At 39.0% G+C, this 20,995-nt stretch carries 18 protein-coding genes; 9 read left to right on the top strand and 9 right to left on the bottom strand.

Features of this window, described 5'->3' with window-relative positions:
• Window positions 1–88 precede the first annotated feature (88 nt).
• Window positions 89–1,234 carry a FecR family protein gene (locus tag AC07UV_RS24870; RefSeq protein WP_495185721.1) on the bottom strand — a complete coding sequence of 382 codons (1,146 nt, stop codon included), beginning with the start codon at window positions 1,232–1,234 and terminating at the stop codon, window positions 89–91.
• 143 nt (window positions 1,235–1,377) lie between these two features.
• On the bottom strand, window positions 1,378–1,947 hold the full coding sequence (locus AC07UV_RS24865) for an RNA polymerase sigma factor (RefSeq protein WP_282255240.1): 570 nt from the start codon (window positions 1,945–1,947) through the stop codon (window positions 1,378–1,380).
• 682 nt (window positions 1,948–2,629) lie between these two features.
• On the opposite strand from AC07UV_RS24865, the gene AC07UV_RS24860 reads away from it, so the two are divergent.
• The 7 genes from AC07UV_RS24860 to AC07UV_RS24830 all read left to right on the top strand — a co-directional run bounded on the left by AC07UV_RS24860 (window position 2,630) and on the right by AC07UV_RS24830 (window position 12,593).
• The gene (locus AC07UV_RS24860; protein WP_495185720.1) at window positions 2,630–4,000 is read left to right on the top strand and encodes a S41 family peptidase; all 1,371 of its coding nucleotides are present in this window, start codon (window positions 2,630–2,632) and stop codon (window positions 3,998–4,000) included.
• Window positions 4,001–4,103: 103 nt separating this feature from the next.
• Window positions 4,104–4,700, top strand: coding sequence for an RNA polymerase sigma-70 factor (locus tag AC07UV_RS24855; RefSeq protein WP_282255238.1), 597 nt, complete (start codon window positions 4,104–4,106; stop codon window positions 4,698–4,700).
• Window positions 4,701–4,799: 99 nt separating this feature from the next.
• Window positions 4,800–5,843, top strand: a complete 1,044-nt coding sequence (locus AC07UV_RS24850) for a FecR family protein (RefSeq protein ID WP_495185719.1) — start codon at window positions 4,800–4,802, stop codon at window positions 5,841–5,843.
• A 139-nt stretch (window positions 5,844–5,982) separates the two neighbouring features.
• Window positions 5,983–9,201 (top strand): TonB-dependent receptor, encoded by a 3,219-nt coding sequence (locus AC07UV_RS24845; protein WP_495185718.1) that lies wholly within the window; start codon window positions 5,983–5,985, stop codon window positions 9,199–9,201.
• Window positions 9,202–9,422: 221 nt separating this feature from the next.
• A complete protein-coding gene (locus tag AC07UV_RS24840) occupies window positions 9,423–10,709 on the top strand; it encodes a beta-helix domain-containing protein (protein ID WP_495185717.1) in 1,287 nt (428 codons plus the stop codon).
• A gap of 72 nt (window positions 10,710–10,781) precedes the next feature.
• The gene (locus AC07UV_RS24835) at window positions 10,782–11,888 is read left to right on the top strand and encodes a hypothetical protein (protein ID WP_495185716.1); all 1,107 of its coding nucleotides are present in this window, start codon (window positions 10,782–10,784) and stop codon (window positions 11,886–11,888) included.
• Between the two features lie 255 nt (window positions 11,889–12,143).
• Window positions 12,144–12,593, top strand: a complete 450-nt coding sequence (locus tag AC07UV_RS24830) for an SRPBCC family protein (protein WP_495185715.1) — start codon at window positions 12,144–12,146, stop codon at window positions 12,591–12,593.
• Between the two features lie 17 nt (window positions 12,594–12,610).
• On the opposite strand, the gene AC07UV_RS24825 is transcribed toward AC07UV_RS24830, so the two are convergent.
• From AC07UV_RS24825 to AC07UV_RS24805, 5 genes are read right to left on the bottom strand one after another with little or no spacing between them, the layout of a single operon-like run.
• The gene (locus tag AC07UV_RS24825; RefSeq protein WP_495185714.1) at window positions 12,611–13,897 is read right to left on the bottom strand and encodes a retroviral-like aspartic protease family protein; all 1,287 of its coding nucleotides are present in this window, start codon (window positions 13,895–13,897) and stop codon (window positions 12,611–12,613) included.
• Between the two features lie 12 nt (window positions 13,898–13,909).
• Window positions 13,910–14,323 carry a hypothetical protein gene (locus tag AC07UV_RS24820; RefSeq protein WP_495185713.1) on the bottom strand — a complete coding sequence of 138 codons (414 nt, stop codon included), beginning with the start codon at window positions 14,321–14,323 and terminating at the stop codon, window positions 13,910–13,912.
• Entirely contained in the window at window positions 14,320–14,763 is a 444-nt protein-coding gene (locus tag AC07UV_RS24815) for a hypothetical protein (protein ID WP_495185712.1), read from the bottom strand. The genes AC07UV_RS24820 and AC07UV_RS24815 overlap by 4 nt, the downstream gene beginning before the upstream one ends.
• Before the next feature lie 20 nt (window positions 14,764–14,783).
• Window positions 14,784–15,260, bottom strand: a complete 477-nt coding sequence (locus AC07UV_RS24810) for an anti-sigma factor family protein (protein WP_495185711.1) — start codon at window positions 15,258–15,260, stop codon at window positions 14,784–14,786.
• Window positions 15,257–15,859, bottom strand: coding sequence for an RNA polymerase sigma factor (locus tag AC07UV_RS24805; protein WP_495185710.1), 603 nt, complete (start codon window positions 15,857–15,859; stop codon window positions 15,257–15,259). Before AC07UV_RS24805 ends, AC07UV_RS24810 begins: the two co-directional genes overlap by 4 nt.
• 239 nt (window positions 15,860–16,098) lie before the next feature.
• Here AC07UV_RS24805 and AC07UV_RS24800 point away from each other — a divergent pair, with 239 nt between their 5' ends.
• Window positions 16,099–16,998 carry a DUF4421 family protein gene (locus AC07UV_RS24800; protein WP_495185709.1) on the top strand — a complete coding sequence of 300 codons (900 nt, stop codon included), beginning with the start codon at window positions 16,099–16,101 and terminating at the stop codon, window positions 16,996–16,998.
• An 87-nt stretch (window positions 16,999–17,085) separates the two neighbouring features.
• On the opposite strand, the gene AC07UV_RS24795 is transcribed toward AC07UV_RS24800, so the two are convergent.
• Entirely contained in the window at window positions 17,086–18,141 is a 1,056-nt protein-coding gene (locus tag AC07UV_RS24795; protein ID WP_495185708.1) for an SDR family oxidoreductase, read from the bottom strand.
• A gap of 81 nt (window positions 18,142–18,222) precedes the next feature.
• On the opposite strand from AC07UV_RS24795, the gene AC07UV_RS24790 reads away from it, so the two are divergent.
• Window positions 18,223–19,014: an AraC family transcriptional regulator gene (locus tag AC07UV_RS24790; RefSeq protein WP_495185707.1), complete on the top strand. Its 792-nt coding sequence runs from the start codon at window positions 18,223–18,225 to the stop codon at window positions 19,012–19,014.
• Between the two features lie 155 nt (window positions 19,015–19,169).
• Here AC07UV_RS24790 and AC07UV_RS24785 read toward each other — a convergent pair whose 3' ends face one another.
• A complete protein-coding gene (locus AC07UV_RS24785) occupies window positions 19,170–20,750 on the bottom strand; it encodes a hypothetical protein (protein WP_495185706.1) in 1,581 nt (526 codons plus the stop codon).
• Window positions 20,751–20,995 lie beyond the last annotated feature (245 nt).

Here is a 20,995-nt window from a genome sequence, read left to right as displayed (position 1 = left end):
AATTAAAAGGTTAATTAATTTTTGACAGAAAATTTTTAAACTCTATTCGTAGCCAGGATGTGACAGCATCCTGGCTTAAGTTTTCGATTTATCTTTTGGTAACGTAGATCCTCCTTTCCACAATTTTAAATTTGACTGATTTTGTTAGCTCGAGTAGTGATAAAATCTCTTCAATATTCTCTCTTCGGGAGACTTTCATTTTGAGGTTTACATCATCCCAGTCATTTCCCTGAAAGATCACTTCGGCATCATACCATTGCGCGACATCCGCCATAATAGTTTTGATATTTTCATCTTTGTAAATAAAATAGTTGTTCTTCCAGGCGATTTCGGATTCAGCATCAAATTGATCTATCTGAACACCTGAGGTGGATATCTTTGCTCGCTCGCCGGGTTTGAGCATCGTCTGGCCTGCTTTTGACGTTAAACGTACTGATCCCTGGAGCAGCGCGACTTTTGCAAAATGGAGGTTATCCCTATCGGATACACTAAATTTGGTGCCCAGTACTCGGATTCCAAATCCATTGCCCGCTACAATGAAAGGTTTGTGTTTTGATTCAGCAACTTCGAAGTAAGCTTCTCCTTTGACCTGAACAAGACGACGGTCAGCAGAAAAATGCTCCGGGAAAATCAGGCTGCTCTCGGCGTTGAGCCATACTTTGGTGCCATCTTCTAAATTGATCTGATATTTACCACCTTTCGGGGTTGCTAAGGTGACAAGTTGAGATTCCATATTTTTTTTATCGGTCTTTGCCTGATAACTAATAATGCCTTCCTGGTCAATTTTAAACAACAGCTTTCCAAAAGGAACAGTGTCTCCAACCTGCTGTTGCTGCAGATCCAGGCTGCTGCCATCTGAATTTTTCAAAGAAGCTTTTTCTGCGCCCGGATTCAGGTACGCCCGCGGATTTGTAACTTGTAAGTCTGAATTTCGACCTTTAAAAAAATAATATCCTGCAATGCTGGAAACAGCCAATAAAAAAGAAGCGGCATAGGGGAGGTAACGACGGAAAATGCTTATTTTTTTTGTATTGCCCGCTTCCGCTTGAATAAGTTGTTCTACGTTGAGCTTAATCTGTGTTTCTATATTTTCTGCAGGACCGAATTTATCTTCGTCCCAAGTAGTATCATGATATGCATCCAAGAGCCTGTCGTCTACTTCACGTAGTTCATTTTCAGAGGATTGCTTGCGCAAAATTTTCTTGATTAAGTCTATAATTTCAGGTTTTTTCATGAAATCTATAATTGATTCGTTCTTATAGAGTTCATTTTTTCAATTAACCCCCAAAAGGAATTGCACTTTTTTTTAAAAAGAAAATATAAAAGAGTCTTTTATGAGATTGTATTTGCTGTAATTTGTTGTATTTCAGTTTTTTATTAGAAAAAGAAAATTTGAAAAAAGATGTGCATATTCTGCATACCTTGTTTTAATCGTTTCAATGCAATAGAAATTTGGTTTTCTACTGTTTTTACGGAAATATTCAGCTTCTCAGCAATCTCCTTATGGCTTAGCTGCTCCATTCTGCTGAGGTAAAAGATCTCCTTACATTTGTCAGGAAGTTGGTTGATCATCTGATCCAGATAATCCAGCAGTTCACTGTACTCCAATTTCAACAATGGGTTGAAGGAATCAACATAGTCCTCATCTAAATCTTTCAATTCGACATAATCCATTTTCTTTTTGACATTTCGGAACACTTCGTAACGAATGCAGCCAAATAGATAAGTTTTGATGGAATATCTAAGATTTATTTTCTCCCTGTTTCGCCATATATTGATAAACACATTTTGGACAAGTTCCTGACATATTTCGGGATCCTGCATGGTGACGGATGCTGTTTTGAACAGTGGTTGCCAAAAGCGATGCATCAGGTGTTGTAGCGCCCGTTCCTCACCTTGACAAACTGATTCAAAAATTTGCTGATCCGAACAGGCGGAGAAATTCATAGTTTAATTCTGTTTACAATAGGTATCCCACAAAAACCTTCTCAAAGTAAGTATAAAATAACAATAAAACAAAATCTAATCCGCCAGTGGCATGATAGCAATTAAGTTTTCAGATGGCAGAACCAGGGGATTCAGGTAAGGAAAGAATAAGCAGGTTTCTTGCTGATGTCTAGTGTTGGTTTTCGGTTGGCGGAGTGCTTTAATAGGGAGCAAGTTAATACCAGGTTATTACCAAGTTCGACCTGTAAGCAGATTGAGTGCACAGTGAGTCCACGTTGAGTCCACCTTTTTAAGGTGCTTTCACTGTGCTGACATGTTTTTTACAAGTCGGGAGCAGGGCGAGCATGGGGCGAACTTGTCCATAAGCTATTTACAATAAAGTCCCTTGAAAACTTTAAATTTCTGTATAACTCCCTATTATCCAGTTGGTAGATAGTCTTTAAAAAAACGTGTTTAATCTGTTTTGATCTAGATTTAGGCTTCAGATTTTTTTCTATATAAAGTGAGTCCCTTTTGTCGATATTTTAACAGCCTAATTTCCTTGTTCAAAACGCTGTTAGATTTATCTCAACAGATGTGTATGTTTTTCATTTAAAACTTAATATAGTCATAATGATAAGTTGATGTTAGATGTTTAAGTTGTTGTGCCTTAGTGGTCAAACCAACGTTTAGCGTGAATATCATGAGACGAGTCTATTACATATTGAATTTGATTATTTTCGTTTTTGTCGCTCAATTTTTGGGTTGCAAGAAAGATCCGCCAAGTTATCCTGTGGGTTCCAATGCCTATGTCAACAGCTGGATATTAGACAGCCTTCGCCGCTATTATTTGTGGAATGAATCTCTCCCAAAAAAGATCAACATGGATCAGGAACCACAAAAGTTTTTCAGGTCTTTATTGCACGAGAATGACCGCTTTTCTTATATGGTGAATCCATCGGATCCCAGCAGCTTTCCAAAATCCAACCGGAGTCAATTTGGATTTGATTATAGTACCTTGAGCAGTGCTGATGGTAAGCTAGTCTTTGCCGTCATCAAATACGTCTACAACGATTCACCCGCGTCCCGAAATGGATTGAAGCGGGGAGATTATATCAGTAAGATCAATGGACAGCAATTGACAGCCTCAAATGCTGTTGTTCTTCAAAACGAACTGTTAACAGGAGACAAAGGGCAACTGACTTTAGCAGCTTTGGAAAATAATTCCTTGAAGGATATCCAAACTGTGGATTTAAGCAGGGGTATGTTACTGGAACAGCCAATATTACGGGAGATTTTCCGCTTGAACGCCAAGACAATTGGTTACCTCTATATCAATGATTTTAGCCGCGGTATAGCACAGTCGGCTATGTTGGATTTTACCGTTTTTAAAAATGAACACATAGACGCTCTTTTGGTGGATCTTCGCTATAACCCCGGCGGTCAGGTGGCGGAGGCAGCAGGTATTGCCGGATTAATAAGTGGATTACCTTTTCATACAGCTTTTATCACCTATACAGGTAATAAGAATGGCGGGCGAAAAACAGAAAGTATTGGTCAGAGTGCTTCAAGTGATGGTACATTGCAATACAACCAGATCTTAGAAACCAGCCTGAAATTAAAAGAAGTTTACCTTCTAACGAGCGCCACAACAGCATCAGCTGCTGAGATATTGGTCAATAACCTCAAACCTTATGTGAATGTCATCACGATAGGAGAGAAGACGAGAGGAAAAGATGAGGCTTCATTTGCAATTAAAGATATGCAGCCCACAAAAACGATCTCTTGGGAAATGCATCCGATTATTTACAAACTGTCAAATGCGTTAGGAGCGGGAGATTATGCTACTGGAATAGTGCCGCAATATCATGTCAACGAACTTGAAGCTTTACCATTAAAAGTTCTGCCTTCTCTTGATGACCCCTTGATTCAACACGCTATTGCACTCATTGGAGGAAGCAAGAGTATGGACAAACGGGGAGCAAGCAAACAGTCTTCGGTAAGTTTACTGCGGATACTGACAGATAGCAAACAGGAGCAGACCAATCACGAGATCTTACAAATAAACAATTAACAGCTTATATATTAACAACTATATAACACATACTTAAACTGGTGTTAACTGTGGGTTAATAGGTGCTGTTTAGCTTTGGGTCATTACCATCAATATACTTGTTATGAAAAGGAAAGCAATTGAAACAAACGAACAGTTATTGGAAAAATTACGTCAGGGAGATACCGCCGCATTTCAGGAGCTGTATTTTCGTATGCGTAGTAAAGTAATTAGCTTTTCTTACAAGTTTTTGCGTTCTCAAGAAGGTGCTAAAGAATTAACACAGGAGGTATTTGTCAAGCTCTGGGAAAATCGCGAAAAAATAGATGCCAGCAAAAATATTGAGAGCCTTTTATTTGTCATGGTAAGGTACAGTATGCTCGATACTTGGAAAAGAAAGTTGCGCTACGATAATTTTCTCGAAACGCAAAGCAGAGTTGAGCAGCACCAGGATTCCACCGCACAATATATCGACTATCAAGAATGCTATGCGGTATTAACACGTTCGATTGAGGCCCTGCCGCAACAGGCACAGAAGGTGTATCGACTGAGTCGGGAAGAAGGATTGAGTCATCAGGAAATTGCTGATCAACTACAGATTTCTACCAATACGGTGAGCAATCACATCAAAAAATCCATGCGCCAGATTCGAGCCTATTATCATAATAGCTACCCAGAAGCATTTGGCTGTATCTTGAGCTTGGTTTTGGCCTTGATCTAAGTGCCAATTTTTCTTAAAATCAATTATTTATATTTTTTTTTCTTTCGAGTAGCCGTTCCTCCCTTGCCAGTCTTTCTATAGTTAAATAAGCAAAAAGAAGTGCAAGATAAAGGATACATCAAAAGCATCATGGAACGTTTCCGACAAGGGCAGGCAAGCCCGGCGGAGAAAAAGATCCTGTTGCACTATTTGGAGACAGATCAGGACGAAGAGCATATGGAGCTCTTTGCAGAGATGATGGCTGATCTGTGGGAAGGCGAACCTGCCTATCGGGAGGAGACCGCTGAGACGGAGGCCGCGTTTGCTGAGATCTTGCAAGAAATTCCAAAAGATAAGAAAAGAAAGCCAGTCAGGATAGTACAGCAATGGTATTATGCGGCGGCGGCAGTATTAGTCTTTTCAGTTGTTTCGAGCTGGTTTTATTTCCAGAAACCTGAAAAAGCTATGCAAACCACAAGCATAGCATGGTCGAGTAAAACAACTCTTGATGGTCAAAAAGTAAAGATTAGATTAAGTGACAGTAGTATTATTTATCTGGCTGGGGGAAGCACTTTACGTTGGCCTGACCAATTTGTGAAAGGACAGAAGCGAGAAGTTATATTGACCGGGGAGGCTTTTTTTGAGGTTAAAAGAGATACCAGCAGTCCATTTATTGTACATTCCGGACAAGTGAGCACACAAGTGTTGGGTACCTCCTTTAATATCTATGCTTATCCAAAAGATAAAAATCAAATGATCTCGGTGCGCAGTGGAAAGGTCCGTGTAAGTCGTAATGGGACGCACCAATCGAAAAAGCTGGCGGATCTAACTGCAGGAATGCGTCTGACCTATGAGCAGCAGACGATGGATTTCGTTGTCGAAAAAGGTCAGGATCCCGTATCATTTAATAGTTGGATAGAAAACCGTCTGAGCTTTCGAAATGCCAACCTTGGAGAAATAACAAAGAAATTAAGCCGGTATTACAACATTCATTTTGATATCAAGGGCTCGTGCAAATTTGATAATTATCGTATTAACGCCAGTTTTGACAACCAACCTATCGGAAAGATTATGGAGCAGTTAGCAATGATGAGCGGAAGGAAACTTAGCTATCGGATCAATGACGAAAATTCAATCACCTTATGGAGGAAGGAATGCCCATGATATAATCGCAGTATAAGGAGCGGATAACGCTATAACAACGAACGAGAAACAAAAAAGAAAATAGAACCGCTCTGGACCAACAGAACGGTTCGAGAAACAAATTTCTAATCAATTGAATAATAAAAAATCGTTGAATTCCATGAATATAAGCATATATTCTCAAAACAAAAGAAAATTTTCAAAATCTTGGAAGCAGGTCATCTTATTGGCAGTCTTCGGTATATTACAGTTTTTTATTCCTGTGGTTTTCAATGGTGCTTATGCACAGGGACTTCAGAAAAAAGTGAGCCTAAGCTTTAATTCAGTACCCATTACTAATGCCTTACGAGATTTGCAGAAGGCATCTGGTCTACAGATCAATTACGATGGCAGTATATTTTCGGCCCAGACCAAAGTGAGTTTACATGCTCAAAATTATACTGTGGAAACTGCTTTAAAACAGCTTTTGGCTAGTAGTAACGTTGGTTTCAAAGCAGCGAGCAACAATACAGTTGTCCTTTTTAAATTACCAGCCCCGGCAAGCCCCGGACGAATGATAGGAACTATTGTTGACGGAAGCGGCGACCCATTGTTTGGTGCTACGGTCATCGTACAGGGAGTGGGAAAGTCTGCCATGACGGATAGCAAAGGGAATTTTAATATCGAATTAAAAGGGGGGACATATACCATTGATATCACCTATATTTCTTACGAAAGTCAGCGGGTTACAGATATTAAAATCATCGATGGGAAGAGTACCAGCTTAAATATTGCCATGAAAGCAAGTGCAAATACACTAAGTCAGGTGATTGTGACATCTTCCTATAAAAAAGCCAGCATCTCTGGACTATTGGCGCGACAAAAGAATGCTTCGGAAATCAGCAATGGTATTTCGGCAGAACAGATTGCACTGACGCCAGATCGGAATGTGGGGGAGAGTTTGAAACGCATTTCTGGTGTGTCTACAATAAACGACAAATTTGTTATTGTCAGAGGAATAGGGGAACGGTATAACTCCGCAACATTGGACGGTACCACACTACCAAGTACTGAGGCGCAGAGTCGAAGCTTTTCTTTTGATATCATTCCCACGGCTATTATAGACAATGTTGTGGTGGCGAAATCTATCACACCGGATATGAATGTGAGTTTTGGAGGTGGACTTATTCAGATTAATACCAAGGATATCCCAAATGAAAACTTTATGACTATTGGAGCAGGAACTTCAATAAATGGGCAATCTATAGGAAAAGATTTTCTGAGTCCGAAACGAGGAAAATATGATTACCTCGGTTTTGATGATGGAAGAAGATCATTTCCAAAAGATTTGTATATCGCTACAGCGAGATCTCCGATTGAGGATGTTGTTGCGCAAAGTAAGCGTTTCACAACGGATAATTTTACGCTATATAAATATAAAACTATACCATCTCAAAATTATCAATTTACAATTGGCCGTCTCTATAATTTGAAAGGAGGAAGCGTCCGTAAATTTGGTTTTGTAGGAACGCTTAATTATCGCAATCGACAAGACATCACGCATATTGAGGATACCAAAAGAGGGTCATGGTATGACGAATTTCCTGATAAGAATACAGGTAAGATTTATGAGTTTAATACAACTTGGGGCGGTTTGTTAAATATGGGTTTGCAGATTGACCAGCATCGTTTTTCATTTCGAAATACCGTAACTCGCGTATTCAATAATAGCATAACTCGAGTAATGGGAATTGATGTTGATGGTGATCCAGATGGAAAACCGGATCGTATCAGAGAGACTACTATTCCGACTTTTACCACACTCTTGCAAAATAAGCTAACTGGTCAGCATCAGATTCAAGACCTAAAACTAGAATGGGAAGTCGCGCGATCTGGTATCAACCGCGATGATAAGGATATGGGTATTTTAACTCAGAATCTGTCTGCCGAAAAAATTAACGGCGAACGTATTTTTCTCTATGATTATTCACAATTGGTGGAAGGCAGAAGCCAACCAGCATCTCGACATAATTACTCCAATAGAGAGACACATTACTCTTGGGGAGCGTCAGCGATGCAGGCATTCAATTTTGGAAATGTGAAGAGCACGGCAAAAATCGGTTATTTTGGTTTACAACGTCGTGCAGCATTCCATTATCAAATTGCAGCAATGGTTGTAGATAACAAAACGTTCGATCAGAAATTAAGATACATTTCTATCGGAGAACGTTTTAAACCTGAAAATATAGGTGAACATGGATTTATGTATGAAATGGATGGATGGGATCTGGATTATTACAAGGGTAAGAGCCGAAATCACGCTGGATACCTAATGTTTGATCATAAGTATTCTGATCAACTCCGTCTGGTTTGGGGTGTGCGAGCGGATGCGTATAAATATACAGAGATCAATAACCCCAAAAGTGATGGTTCCATTATTGATTTTAAACTACCTGAAGAACCAGCGGTTCGTTGGCTACCTTCTGCCAATTTAACCTACTCACCAATCAATACGTTAAATATCAGAGCGGCATATGGTAAAACCGTTATCCGTCCTGAGATGCTCGAAAATAGTCAGTTCTTACGCTATAATCCGACTTTTGAAGGCGTATTTGGCAGTACTGGGATTAGTAGCACAGGTATTACAAGTTGGGACTTGAAAGGGGAGTGGTTTCCAGACTTAGGTGAAATCCTTTCACTGGGAGCATATTATAAACATTTTGACAAACCAGCTGAAATTTACGCACAAGCTACAGGAACTTATGATTGGCAGTATACCTTAGCCAACTCTGCCCAGGCAAAAGTATATGGGGTGGAATTTGAAGTGCGAAAAAAATTAGATTTTATCTATGATCATTTATTGTTGAAAAACATGGTTATTTATGGAAACCTGACGATGCAAAAGGGTGACGTAACTGCCTTCGTGGATATGCAAGATCCCGAAACAAACGAATATAAACGTGTTGAATCCAAACAATCACGGTCTATGTATGGTCAAAGCCCTTATTTGATTAATATGGGAATACAATATACTGGCGAGAGTCTCGGATTAAATATCGTTTTTAATCGTTCCGGTAGAAAGACATCGTTCATCGCAGCAGCGGCAAATGAGACTGAATATGAAAAGCCACGAAACCTTTTGGATGCTCAGGTCAGCTATAAATTTATAAATAAACGTTTGGAAGTGAAGGTAAATGCAGGAAATATTCTAGATGCCGTATCTGTGTTCTATAATAATTATAATAGTTATGAAATAAATCCGGATGCGGCGCCAGGAGATATTTCTGATAATATAAGGTTGAAACCGGGATTTAGTAATGATTTTGATGAAGGAGATCGGGTGATGTTAAGACAGCGCTTTGGAAGAACCTTCGGAACGACAATAACGTATAAATTCTAACAATGGTAAAATAACAAAGAAAGGAGGATAAAGTGGAAGACTTTAATAAAAAAGCGAAAGGCTTTGCTGAAATGGACCTCTCGCTTGAATGTATATACAAGTCATGTGCTTCCTAAAAAGAAAACCAACAAATCTTGCAGAATGCCTAGGGCACTAAACAAGTCTACTTGCCATTTATCTGGCCGCAAATTAATAATTTTTTAACACAAATCAATAGAAAAATGAAAACTCTAAATAAAACTTTAGCTATTCTAGCAATCGCTTCTACTTCACTAACAGCATGTAATAAAGATAACGCTTTACAAAATGATTCTTTCGATAATCGTGGTACTTCAGCAGCAGATTACAGCCAATCTTCACTACCAGTTGTAACTATTTCAGCAGATATCACTAGCAGTGTTACTTGGTCTGCAAGTAATGTGTATGAAATCAAAGGAGTCGTGACCGTGACCAATGGTGCTACACTAACCATCCCTGCTGGAACATATATTAAAGCTGCTGTTAATACACCGGGTGCACAAAATGGTGTACTGGTCATTGCTAAAGGTGCGAAGATAAATGCGCAGGGTACAGATACTAACCCAATCGTATTTACAAGCCGTAACTTATTGGATGGCGATAATGCGACTGTTGGTAAACCTGGCGATTTTGGAGGTCTAATCGTATTAGGTAATGCACAGATTAATGACGCTGCTGGAACAAGATTAATTGAAGGTTTAGCAGATAACGCAAAATTCTATTATGGTAGCAGTAGTGCTACTAACAATGCAGAAAGCAGTGGAACCATCAAAAATGTACGTATAGAATACGCTGGGTATAAATTAGCTGACAATATTGAAGTGAATGGATTAACCCTTGGTGGTGTGGGGTCAGGTACTGTCTTGAACAAAATTGAGGTAGCATGGGGATTGGATGATGGATTTGAATTCTTCGGTGGTCGTGTAAATGGATCGGATTTAGTTGCTTTCTCGAATGATGATGACCAGTTTGATTTTGACTTGGGATATCAAGGAACTATTTCAAATTCAATTGCATTTGCTAACAAAGTTTCTACACATAGTGCAAGCGGTGGTAATAGCGATTCAAATGGTGCGGAGATTGACAATCACCCAACTGCATTTACAGCAACTCCTAAAACGAAACCGACTTTTAACAATGTGCGTATTGTAGGAACCAAAAATGAAACAGGTATAACAGCTCCTGGATTTAAATCTGGTGTACTGGTACGTCGTGGTGCCGAGTTAGCGTTGGTAAACTCAAAAATTACAGGATATAAAACAGGATTGCATATTAATAGCGATGCGACTCCTTCGTTGACTTCTGTTCAAGGATCATCCTTATTTGGATTTACATTGGCTGCTACAGCTGGTTACACCGACCTTGGTACAAACACTGTTGCTCCAGTAGGCGCTACTGCTCCGACGTTCAGCATTTCGACGCAGCCTTTCTACAATGAAAGTGGATTCGTACACGGTTTAGCTTATCCTTGGGTAAAATTTAATTACTAAGCATTGCTTAAAAAAATGTATAACAAGACCTAGGTTGGCCAATAAGTCAACCTAGGTTCTTATGTGAAAAATATGAAAAGATCCATATTTAAATTAATGAGTTTGTTGATAGTTATTGCACCTCTATTACCAGCTTGTCAAAAAGCAGAGTTGTTTGATACTAGTACGCCAAAGATTGTCGAAATAGCTTTCAGCGGCTCCAGCTCTATTCCCTTGGAAATTATTTATGATGAAACCGTCGTTGATAGCACAAGAGGAGAATTCAATACAATGCCTAATCCATTTAAATTGAATATTGCAAAAGGTGGTGAAAATATATCCGTTCGCCAGAAAGGGAAAACAGCTATATTGAAAAGTTATAATATCAATGCCGAAAACTTTAAACAGCCATTTGGAATTTTTTATGATAATGGAAAAATATATGATTCGGGGATAAAGTATAAATTGGAAATTTTGGCCAAAAACAGTGGCTTGGATTTCTATCTGGATAATCAGATCATCTATCAAAATCCATATGAAGGAACTACCTTGGAGACGCTCACGATACCCGTTAATAAAGAGCAAAAGCGATCGCTTGCAGTAAAGAAAAAAGGAGAAAAAGAGATTTTGCTGACAAAAATAATAACAGCGGCTGATACGAATAAAACACTAAAATTTTATCTTGAGGGGAATGACCTGGTCGAGAATCTGACTATCCCAGCTTTGAAAAACCCAAGAGGGATGTCGGTGACCTTTAAGTTGCTAACAAATGTAAATGCCATCGAAACTAAGTTTATTGGTGGCGATGTGGATTTGGTCGCTTATATTCGGAATTTGAACACGACCGATGTCAAAAAACCAAACCCTGAATTGCGATTTACAACTCCAGCAAATCAATCTTTTGTAACAATGGAATTACCTCCACTTGCTGAGTCAGAATATTATACATTTGACATCGTAAAAAAAGGAACCAATGAACCTGCATTTGTCAGTAACAATTCGATAAAAAAAGTAAATTTAGGGTTTGGGAATTATGGTAGTTTTTATTTTATTGATCCAAACTTTATGCTTTTCCTTCCAGGTGAAAGAATAATATGTACGATAATGCCCGCTGAGGAGACTGGAGGAGCTAATTATGACGAGATCTTCGTTACTCCTACAATTAACGAATACCTAACAAATTGGATTAACTTTCAATGATTGTAGAATTAAAATAATTTGATAGATAAAGTCGAGAAGTCCTCTGTGCAGGATTCTTGGCTTTTTTCGTTTATTGAGTATCAAGTTAAGTAGTACCAAGGTCTGAGATATTGATGGTTGTTGATCAGAGATCTTTTGTTTATCAAGAAATTACTATTTTTAAATAAGGATACCGTATCCTGAAACTGATCAAACTTTGGTTAAGTTTCCATATTTAAAAAATATAGTTAATTTATTGGTATTTAGATAAAAACGATGAAGAAGAATTTTGCAAAAGCAGAAATGTTTATCCGGAAAGATGTCGCTGAAGTGTTTCAGGCGATGGTAGACCCTGCGATTACAACTAAAATCTGGTTTACCAAGAGTTCTGGCAAATTAGAAAAAGGAAAGACTATTGAATGGGAATGGGAGATGTATAATCATAAGGTCAATGTCGAGGTGCTGGAAATCGTCGAAAACCAAACAATTATTTTCAATTGGCGTAATCACGACAGCCCGTCTATTGTTGAATGGAGATTCAAAAAAATTACAGGAGGAACTTTTGTATCCGTTACAAATACATTCGAACATGCCACAACAGAGGCCCTGATTGCCGAGGTGCGCGATAGTACTGAAGGATTTACACTTGTTTTGGCCAATCTGAAAGCATATCTGGAATTTAATATTTTGCTTAATCTCGTAGGAGATAGGTTCCCTGAAATGTAGCCCCGTGAAAATAGAGTTTATAATGAGGATTGTTTTCGAAAATATGACCTTCGGATACGGTACCCGATAAAGATCAGCAGTCCGATGATCAAAATTACAATTAACATCCTTACCAGCTTAAACTCATTGTATGTGCTGTAATTGTCATTTTGATATTTGTTCGCTTTCAGATATATTTTGCCACTTCGGTTATCTAGGATAAAATTAAATTGATTTAATATTTTATTGCCCAATAAGCTTTGCTTGGCATTCGGATAATCGGGATTATTGGCATTGGTTACAATGTCTTTAAAAACCTGATTTCCGATTTGGAGCTCCGGAATGACAATGATCTTTTTTCTGTCAAAAGAAAATAGCGAATGATACTTGTTCCAGAGATGATAACGATTTGTAAAATCGTCCCCAATAAGCATACTGCCATCCCGACCGGTATCAAATAGAAAATGAAAGGGATAATCTTGTTCTCCGACTTTGATATTGACTTCAATCCGGGGGCGATGTTGGAAATAATCAACATCGTGAACTTGATAACCCTGTAGATTCTTGTTTATATGATCGCTTAGGATCATAATCTTTTTCTCGTAATCAACTTCGATAATCTTGTCCCGGAACAGTGAATTTCCAATGATCATATCTTCACCATCTGCTAGATTTCGAATTTGTACCAACGGAACTTTATCCCAGCGTAATCCACCAATTTCCAAACTATTGATACTAGCACTGGGCTCATTGTTTGTTCCATTCGTATTCTGGACACTGATGTGACCATCAAATTTGACAGCCGCTTTTGCAGGAGATTGCTCACTGAGGCAGGTGATACCCGCTCCCAGATCAAACATGATCGTCAAGTTTTTATAGCCATTGAGGTTTCCCTTAAAATAAAGACGACTATTTTTCATAAAAAAGGGAATGGTATCCGACGATTGTATCGCGGGTTTAGAGCGTACGGTCGGATTTAATAGTTGCTCATAATTGGCCGATATGCGCGTCAGAATACGATCCTGTCCGTTCATTAATATAATAAAATCATAGGTTTTACCATAAGTAGTCGTAAAAGAAATGGAATCCTTATCAGTAATAAATGTGATCTTACGTTCTGCTCTCGGCACCTGTGCATAGTAAATATCAGGTGCGGTTGTCGGGGTTAATTTCCATACATCCTTAGCTAATAACTTTCCATCACGGATACTTACCATAGGCTTGCTGGCCTGAATCACAGGTAGATTTTGTTGGCCTTGAGTTTTGGAGGTAATAAACACGGCAAAACTCAAACTAAGGGCGAGAAGCTGTGTTGTTATTTTCATCTGTTTTATCTTTTAATTGCTTGGCTCACTTCCCTTTGTAATAAAATCTGTAAGCAATTTGTAGTCGTCTTTCATGAGGGTATATGCAGTCCGGTCAAATTGATTGCGATTTGCGATGATTTTTAGGTTTGTTTCATCCATATAGAGCTTGTAATGGGGGCCATTAACGGATGATAATATCGCCGTATCTCCTGACAAAACCAAAGCTTTACCAGCTTCTTCGCTCCAGGATTTAATGTATTGGCCAATTGATGCAGTTTTTGCTTTTGGAAAACTAGCCGTTAAGGTACAGAGTGGACCGCTCTCATCGTAAACAACGGTAGTTCTGGACTGATTGGGAGCGTATTGGTCGAATAGCTGTTTGCCGGATGCAAATAAGCCAATACATAGCATAGCTATTGCGATAAGGGTGTAATTTGTTTTCATGATTGATTTTTATTTTTACGAATGAAATAATAGACGAGTAAACCGAACGCTAAACTCATACTCAGGATAATGGCTGAGTGAAAACCAAGGGGTTGGGTAAAATAGCATAACGTGAGTCCGACAGATCCCGCAAATAATACACAGCACCAGCTTAAGGCTTGTTCTACAAGATTGTTTTCTTTCGGAAGGATCTCAGTAACGATCTCCAAAGGTGCATTCCTTTCAATCAGGGTTCTGCGCAAACGATCGTTTAAGAAGAGCTTGACGAGCTTAAGCAAAAAAGAGGAAGCAATCCAAATAGAGAGCAAAACAGCAATCGCGTTGAGCGAGAAAAAAATAACTTCTTTATCTTCCATCACTGAAGCAGCTTGTTGTGCAGCTATTGTCGGCATAGTGTTGACTGTAAGCAGTACCAATGTTAAGTTCAAAATGCGTTTCATACAATTGATTTTATAGTATATCAGACCCACCAATCCAATTTAGGTTGCAAGGAATCTGTTTTTTTTATGATGGTGTTCATTTTTTGTCGATATCTGATGAGGGATAGTATGGTCTGTACGCTGATTAAAGAAAGTGGGAGGAGGGCAAAGCAATAGCGGAAAATATTTGGAAGCTGAATAAATAACGTGATAAATTGTTTCCCGTAGATAACAGCAGCAACTGTAACCAATATACCACCTAAGGCTGCCACAAGGAGGGCTGCCCAATGAATTGGAGCCTTTTTGGGGATTAGTATGCCGACAATATAATCGGGTAGATCAGGATCAAAGCTTGCTATGGGTAATTCTTGGATAGTAGAGTTGATCAACTGATAGTTTTCAAATTTGATTCTGCATACTGCACAGGTGGAAATATGATCCATTTCCAATCTTGTTGTATCGTCAGTGGAATCAGCAAGAGCCTGCAACTGTTCTTCTGTTAAATGTGTACTGTTCATAGTTCCTCTCTTTTTTGTGATTTGAGTAGAATATCTTTTAATTGCTTGCGTGCGCGAAACAAATAAGATTTTATGGTACCCTCCGGTAATTGTGTGATTTCTGAAATCTCCTGTAGACTCAATTCCTGTTGGTAATGTAATCCGATCAGGGTTTGGTATAATGTGGAGAGCTGTGCCACAGCCTGTGCTATTGTCTGGCTGAGTTCGCGAGCAAAAAGCCTATTTTCTGTTTCGTTGCTAGCTGCTTGTAACATTTTATAATCTGTATAAGACGAATCAGCATTTTCAAAAAAACTTTCCATGAGGATAGGGCGTTTTTTCTGAAGATAATGCAAACAGGTGTTATACGTAATCTGTCCGATCCAGGTCGATAATTTGCTCTGAAAACGGAATTGTCTTAGATTATTGTGAACTTTAATATAGACATCCTGTACAATGTCCCGGCGATCTGCAGCGACGGGGATCATTTTGTAAACCAAATGCGCGACGAGCTTCTCATGATCAACGATAAGCTTCCGGAAAGCATGCGGATCCCGTTGGAGGATCTGAGAGACTAGTTCCCGGTCTGCTTGACTTTGTATAGCTGTTTCTGTGTTCACGGACAAATAAGACCCATAAGTGAAATTTAGGTTGCAATAATTTAAAAATAAATATTTTAAATTATTTATCTAACTGATTTAGTTTGTTTTGTTTTCTAATTTCATTGGATTTCTTGGTTCGAAAAAAAAGAATGTGATAAGGACCTCGCCGGAAACTCATTGTTTTTACGAGATAAGCTGTATATTCACTGGATAGATTCATACAGATTGTACTATTGAAAACTTTATGCCCATTATTGATGCGCAGGAATTTATTGCTGTTCTTTATCCTATGTTTATTCTGTCATTACACGAAGGGGCAGGAGATAGACACAACATTTATTTATACCTATCCCAATGCATCCTGGATAACGAGTTATCTCTCTACAAGCGCAGTCAATATGACCACTGAAGACAAAACTTTTGAACCGAATAACCCCTTGAAAATCGGAGTGGGATTGGGGATCCGGAATACAATGATTAATTTTCTTGTGGGCACAAAGATTGTTTCATTAAAAGACAAGACATACGGTAAAACGAGTTCGACAGACTTTCAGGTGCATCGCTATGGTCGAAAATTTGTAACAGATATCTATTTTCAGCGTTATAAAGGATTCTTTGCCATGGATGGAAAGAATACTAAGCTTTTTCCTGCGATGAAAATCAATCAGATGGGACTCGAGCAGACCTATGTGTTCAATCACACGCGGTTTTCATTAAAAGCAGCCTTTGAACGAAGCGAGCGACAGGTTCAGAGTGCAGGGAGCTTCCTGCTAGGAGCCAATGTGTATTGGCATCAACTGCGGGATTTTGAAGGGCTTGACGGTAATTTTGTGCAAAATCTTGACAATCTTCAAGTCGGAGCACAAGGAGGGTATGCACATTCCTGGGCCCTGGGTCAGCATTGGCTCATCACGGCATATACAACGATTGGTTTTAACATTGGAAACGATGTCGAAAATTTTCGGAACTTTCGTTTTAAAGTATACCCAACTGTATTGGCCAGGACAGTGGCCAGTTACACCAAGAATGATTGGTCTTTCACTTACGGAATGATGATCAATAATAAAATGAACTTTTTTGAGACAAAAAAGGACTATACAGTCACGAATGTAAATCTACAGTTGTCTGTAACCAGACAAATCAATTTTTCATTTTAATATTTCAAATAGCTAGCTGCTTGAAATGCTAGACTTCATTTCCCGTTTCATGGCAGCAATAAAGACCACCATGAAACAGGTTTCTCTTTAAGGAATGATCTGTTTGTTCCGCATCTCATCGAATAACCGAAAAAACATCTGCTCGGTATCAATGTATTCATGGAAACCGAATCTTCGTGCTTTGCTACCGTCCGCAAAAAAGTCGTAATCCCAAGAGAAGACAAAGTCGCCGAATGCCCAGGCGGAGACTTCCTGATAATTATAATTCAATCCCTGTTGTTTCTGTATGTCTTCCCATATATTTTCTTTATCGGACATCATAGTTTGTAGGTTTAAGGGGAGGGGCGTGTCGACTTCCATATTAAAATATTTTGCAATTTTGGGCCAGAGATCTTTCCAGCGAAATAAATCTCCATTGTTAATATTAAACGCCTGATTGGCCGCTTGAGGTTCTGTTGCTGCCCATACAGTTGCCTTTGCCAATAAAGTAGCGTCTGTCATCTCGAGTAAGGTGTGGTATGCGCCAATTTTGCCTGGAAAACGAAGCGGAATATTTAATTTCTTGGAAATAGTAGCGTATACAGCTATCAACAGTGCAAGGTTCATTGGGTTTCCAGGTGCCGTTCCACCCACAACCGATGGCCGGATAGCGGACCAAGTCCACTGTTTGCCAATTTGTTGCTGTTGAAGGTATTGTAGCTGGCTGGTATTAAATTCGGGTGGCATATGACCAGCATCAGATTCTTTGGCCGGTGTTTTAAATGGGCCGAGGTGGGCGCCATAAACCTTATAACCTTGCATAAGACTAACATGTTGCAGGGATTTGGCTACTGGCTCAATAGCCGTTATAACATTGACCAACATCCTCAAATTGGGCTCGACCAATGCTGCCCAACTGTCTTTGTCCTGATAAGCGGCATAAAAGATATGCGTTACAGTGGTCAATGCACTTAGTTTGTTGACCGTGTCTGTTAAATCCAGTAAATCTACAGCGATATAACGAATCTGGTCATGATCGGTCCCGCCACGACGGGAGAGACCGATAATATCCCAGTTTCCAAGACTGCTAAGATGTTCAATAAGATTTGTGCTAATAACACCATTGGCGCCCACAATCAATGCCGTATTTTTTATAGTTTTCATATAAACTGCTTTTTGACAAAATTAGCATTGCTTTGAATCGAAGAGAGGTAAAAATCGGCTATAATTTTGTAAATTTCTGGAATGGAACGCTATCGACAATTTGAACCTATCCTGATCTCGGAATTTAAATCCAGCGCTTGGACACATCCGGAGCATAATCACAATCACTACGAACTTATCTTTATTTTGAGTGGGGAGGGAAGTCATGTGATCAATGGCTATGCCGTACCTTATCAAAGTGATGCTGTTTTCTTTATCGGACCAGAAGAGTATCACTATTTTGATATTAAGCAGGAGACGCATTTTATTTATTTAAAATTTACAGATGCTTACATCTATCGGACTACGGCCGAATCCGGTCATTTAACTCGTCAATTGGAGTATTTAATAAAAAGCAGGGAAACTCATCAGCATGGTTTCCCTCTTCTTGCAGCTGATCTACAGACTGTTCGTCTGTTGTTTAATGTGATTGCGTCCCTAAAACACGATATCTTTGCGAATCAAGATTTAATATGGCATCAGCTGCTCAGCATTTCAATGCTGCTGGTGAGAAATATGCCCGAATTACAGATGGATGGTACTAGAAGTCGCGATCTACAGGCAATGTTTTGTTATATCCATAAAAATATATATACGCCCAACCTGTTGAGATCTCAGGTAATGGCCCCTCATTTCAATATTGCTGCTGACTATTTGGGTACCTATTTCAAACGTCAGGTTGGTATGACCATTAGGACTTATATCCACCAATATCGGAATACACTTATTCGGCAACGCATTGCCGCTGGACGAATGATTTTAAAGGAAATTGCTGATGAATTTGGATTGACAGATGTCAGTCATCTGACCAAGATCCTAGGGAAAGAGGTTTAAAGAAAATGACAAAGCCAGCAAAAACATTTAATGTTTTTTGCTGGCTTTGTTATGTTGCCGTCTCAGATAGGATTATATAGACTGTGCGATTGTTGTTATCGCTGGCTAGTCATAAATATGCTATCGAGCTGCGTTTATCATGTATACCCAGATAATTAATTACAAGGTATTTTCTTCTTGCCGGCACCCACACCTTTAATCACTGTTCTACCATCTACCAGTTGGGTAACTTTCACTGCATTACTTTGTGTACCATTCCATGGGAAAGTATTGAATGCATTACCATTGGTTAATACAAGTGGATACAACTCACCACCGGAGGTCTTGCTACCAAACATAGTCACCTGGCCAGTTCTGCTGATCACAAGTTTTATCAACGGTTTTGTTGCTGTACCTCTTAAGTCATAGATGTTACCGACTCTTTTATTTGTTTGAACATCCGTGCCTTCATATTTACTACCGTCAGCAAACTGGATATTTTGCGTTGAAGATGCGCCTGCATTCTGGAATTGAATTTCCTGTTTCGCCAATTTGACACCATTTACCTCCATATTGAAAGCGTTGTCCAATTCAGTAATATCAAATACAAAACCATAATCTGCTACCGGCGCGGTGAAGCTGCGTTCAATCGTGCTGCCATTTGCATAGAATGTACCATCTTTTATAATTCCTTTTCTGCGACCGGAAGTGGTTTCAGGATAACTCCAGTTTAGTCCATCACTTGTCACGTTCTGTGTACAGGTTTTGAAGTTAAGTTTGAGGTCATATCTCTGTCCTGGATTGATCTTTACATTTGGGATGCTAACATTTGACTTGGTTTCACCATCGATCGTCAGCGTTCCTAAGTTAAGTGTTCCGGTGCTAGTCCCAGGATGAATCAATAGGGAAGGAGAACTAACTACTGTACGTAAGCCTGTTCCTAAGCTCGGAAATTGTGCCAATACACCCGCATTGTTCAGTCCATTGTAAGTAAGAGCCTCATCCGATAGTTTGAAATTCGCTGTAGAATGGCTTGGTTTAAAGACTGCATTTTCAAGTTTGGTGATTGCACCAGTCATGTTTGGATCCATTGTCAAGGTCGTGATAATCTGACTGAAGCGGTGTTTTAACACAACATTTAAGTTGTTTACACCCGTATTCAATTTCAAGTTTCCTGTAAAAAACATTAAATCTCCGCTGATATTGTCTAAACTCGCTGAAGACAGTTTGTTTTGGTTATTGATATTGGGTACTGTGCTTGTATTGTTAATGGAATAAGCAATGAAAGTATAGGTTTTCCCTGCGTCAAGAGCGATGCCAGCTGCAGTTGATTCACCGCCATAGCTGTATGTCTTTTCAGTAACATAGGTACCTTGGTTGTCATAAACAACAACTTTATACTTGATATCTTTGTCCAGTGGCTTTTCTGTTACTTGTGCAGCTGCAACTTTTGGACTCGATGCAGCAACTAATCCTTTCTTTACAGCAGCCGCTGAACTATTTGTCAGAACAACATCAATGGAGCATCCGTTACCAAAAGGGACGGTCATTTCCTGAACATCTGATGTATTGTTTGACGCAAGAGACGCTTTTGTGGATCCCTGTTTTTGACCTACAGCGTTACCATCGTTCTCAGTATAGGCTTCAACACCCTGTAGATTGATCTTAACGACTGTTTCTCCTGTTAAATCTGTAGTTTCACCACTCTTTTTACAAGAGTAAAGGCTTGAGCCCGTTAGTACAATGCATGTTAGCATTAGTATGTTTTTCAGATTACGATAAGACTTTAAATTCATGTAATTAGATATTTTATGTAATGGATTTCTTTATTTTAATGTAATTTTATGTTATATACCAAGCTTTTAGCTATACCCTTATCCAAAAATATTTAAGTAAAAGCTGTGTATTTTTTTATGTGTCAGTAATATGATAGCGATTATGGCAAATGCTTTTCTGACGCAAAATTAAATGGAACTTTTTGTTTAAGAAGTATTGTTTAATG

Source organism: Sphingobacterium sp. GW821-FHT03E03 (assembly GCF_059420745.1).
Note: the sequence above shows the minus strand (reverse complement) of the source record. Positions and strands in the feature narration are given on the sequence as shown.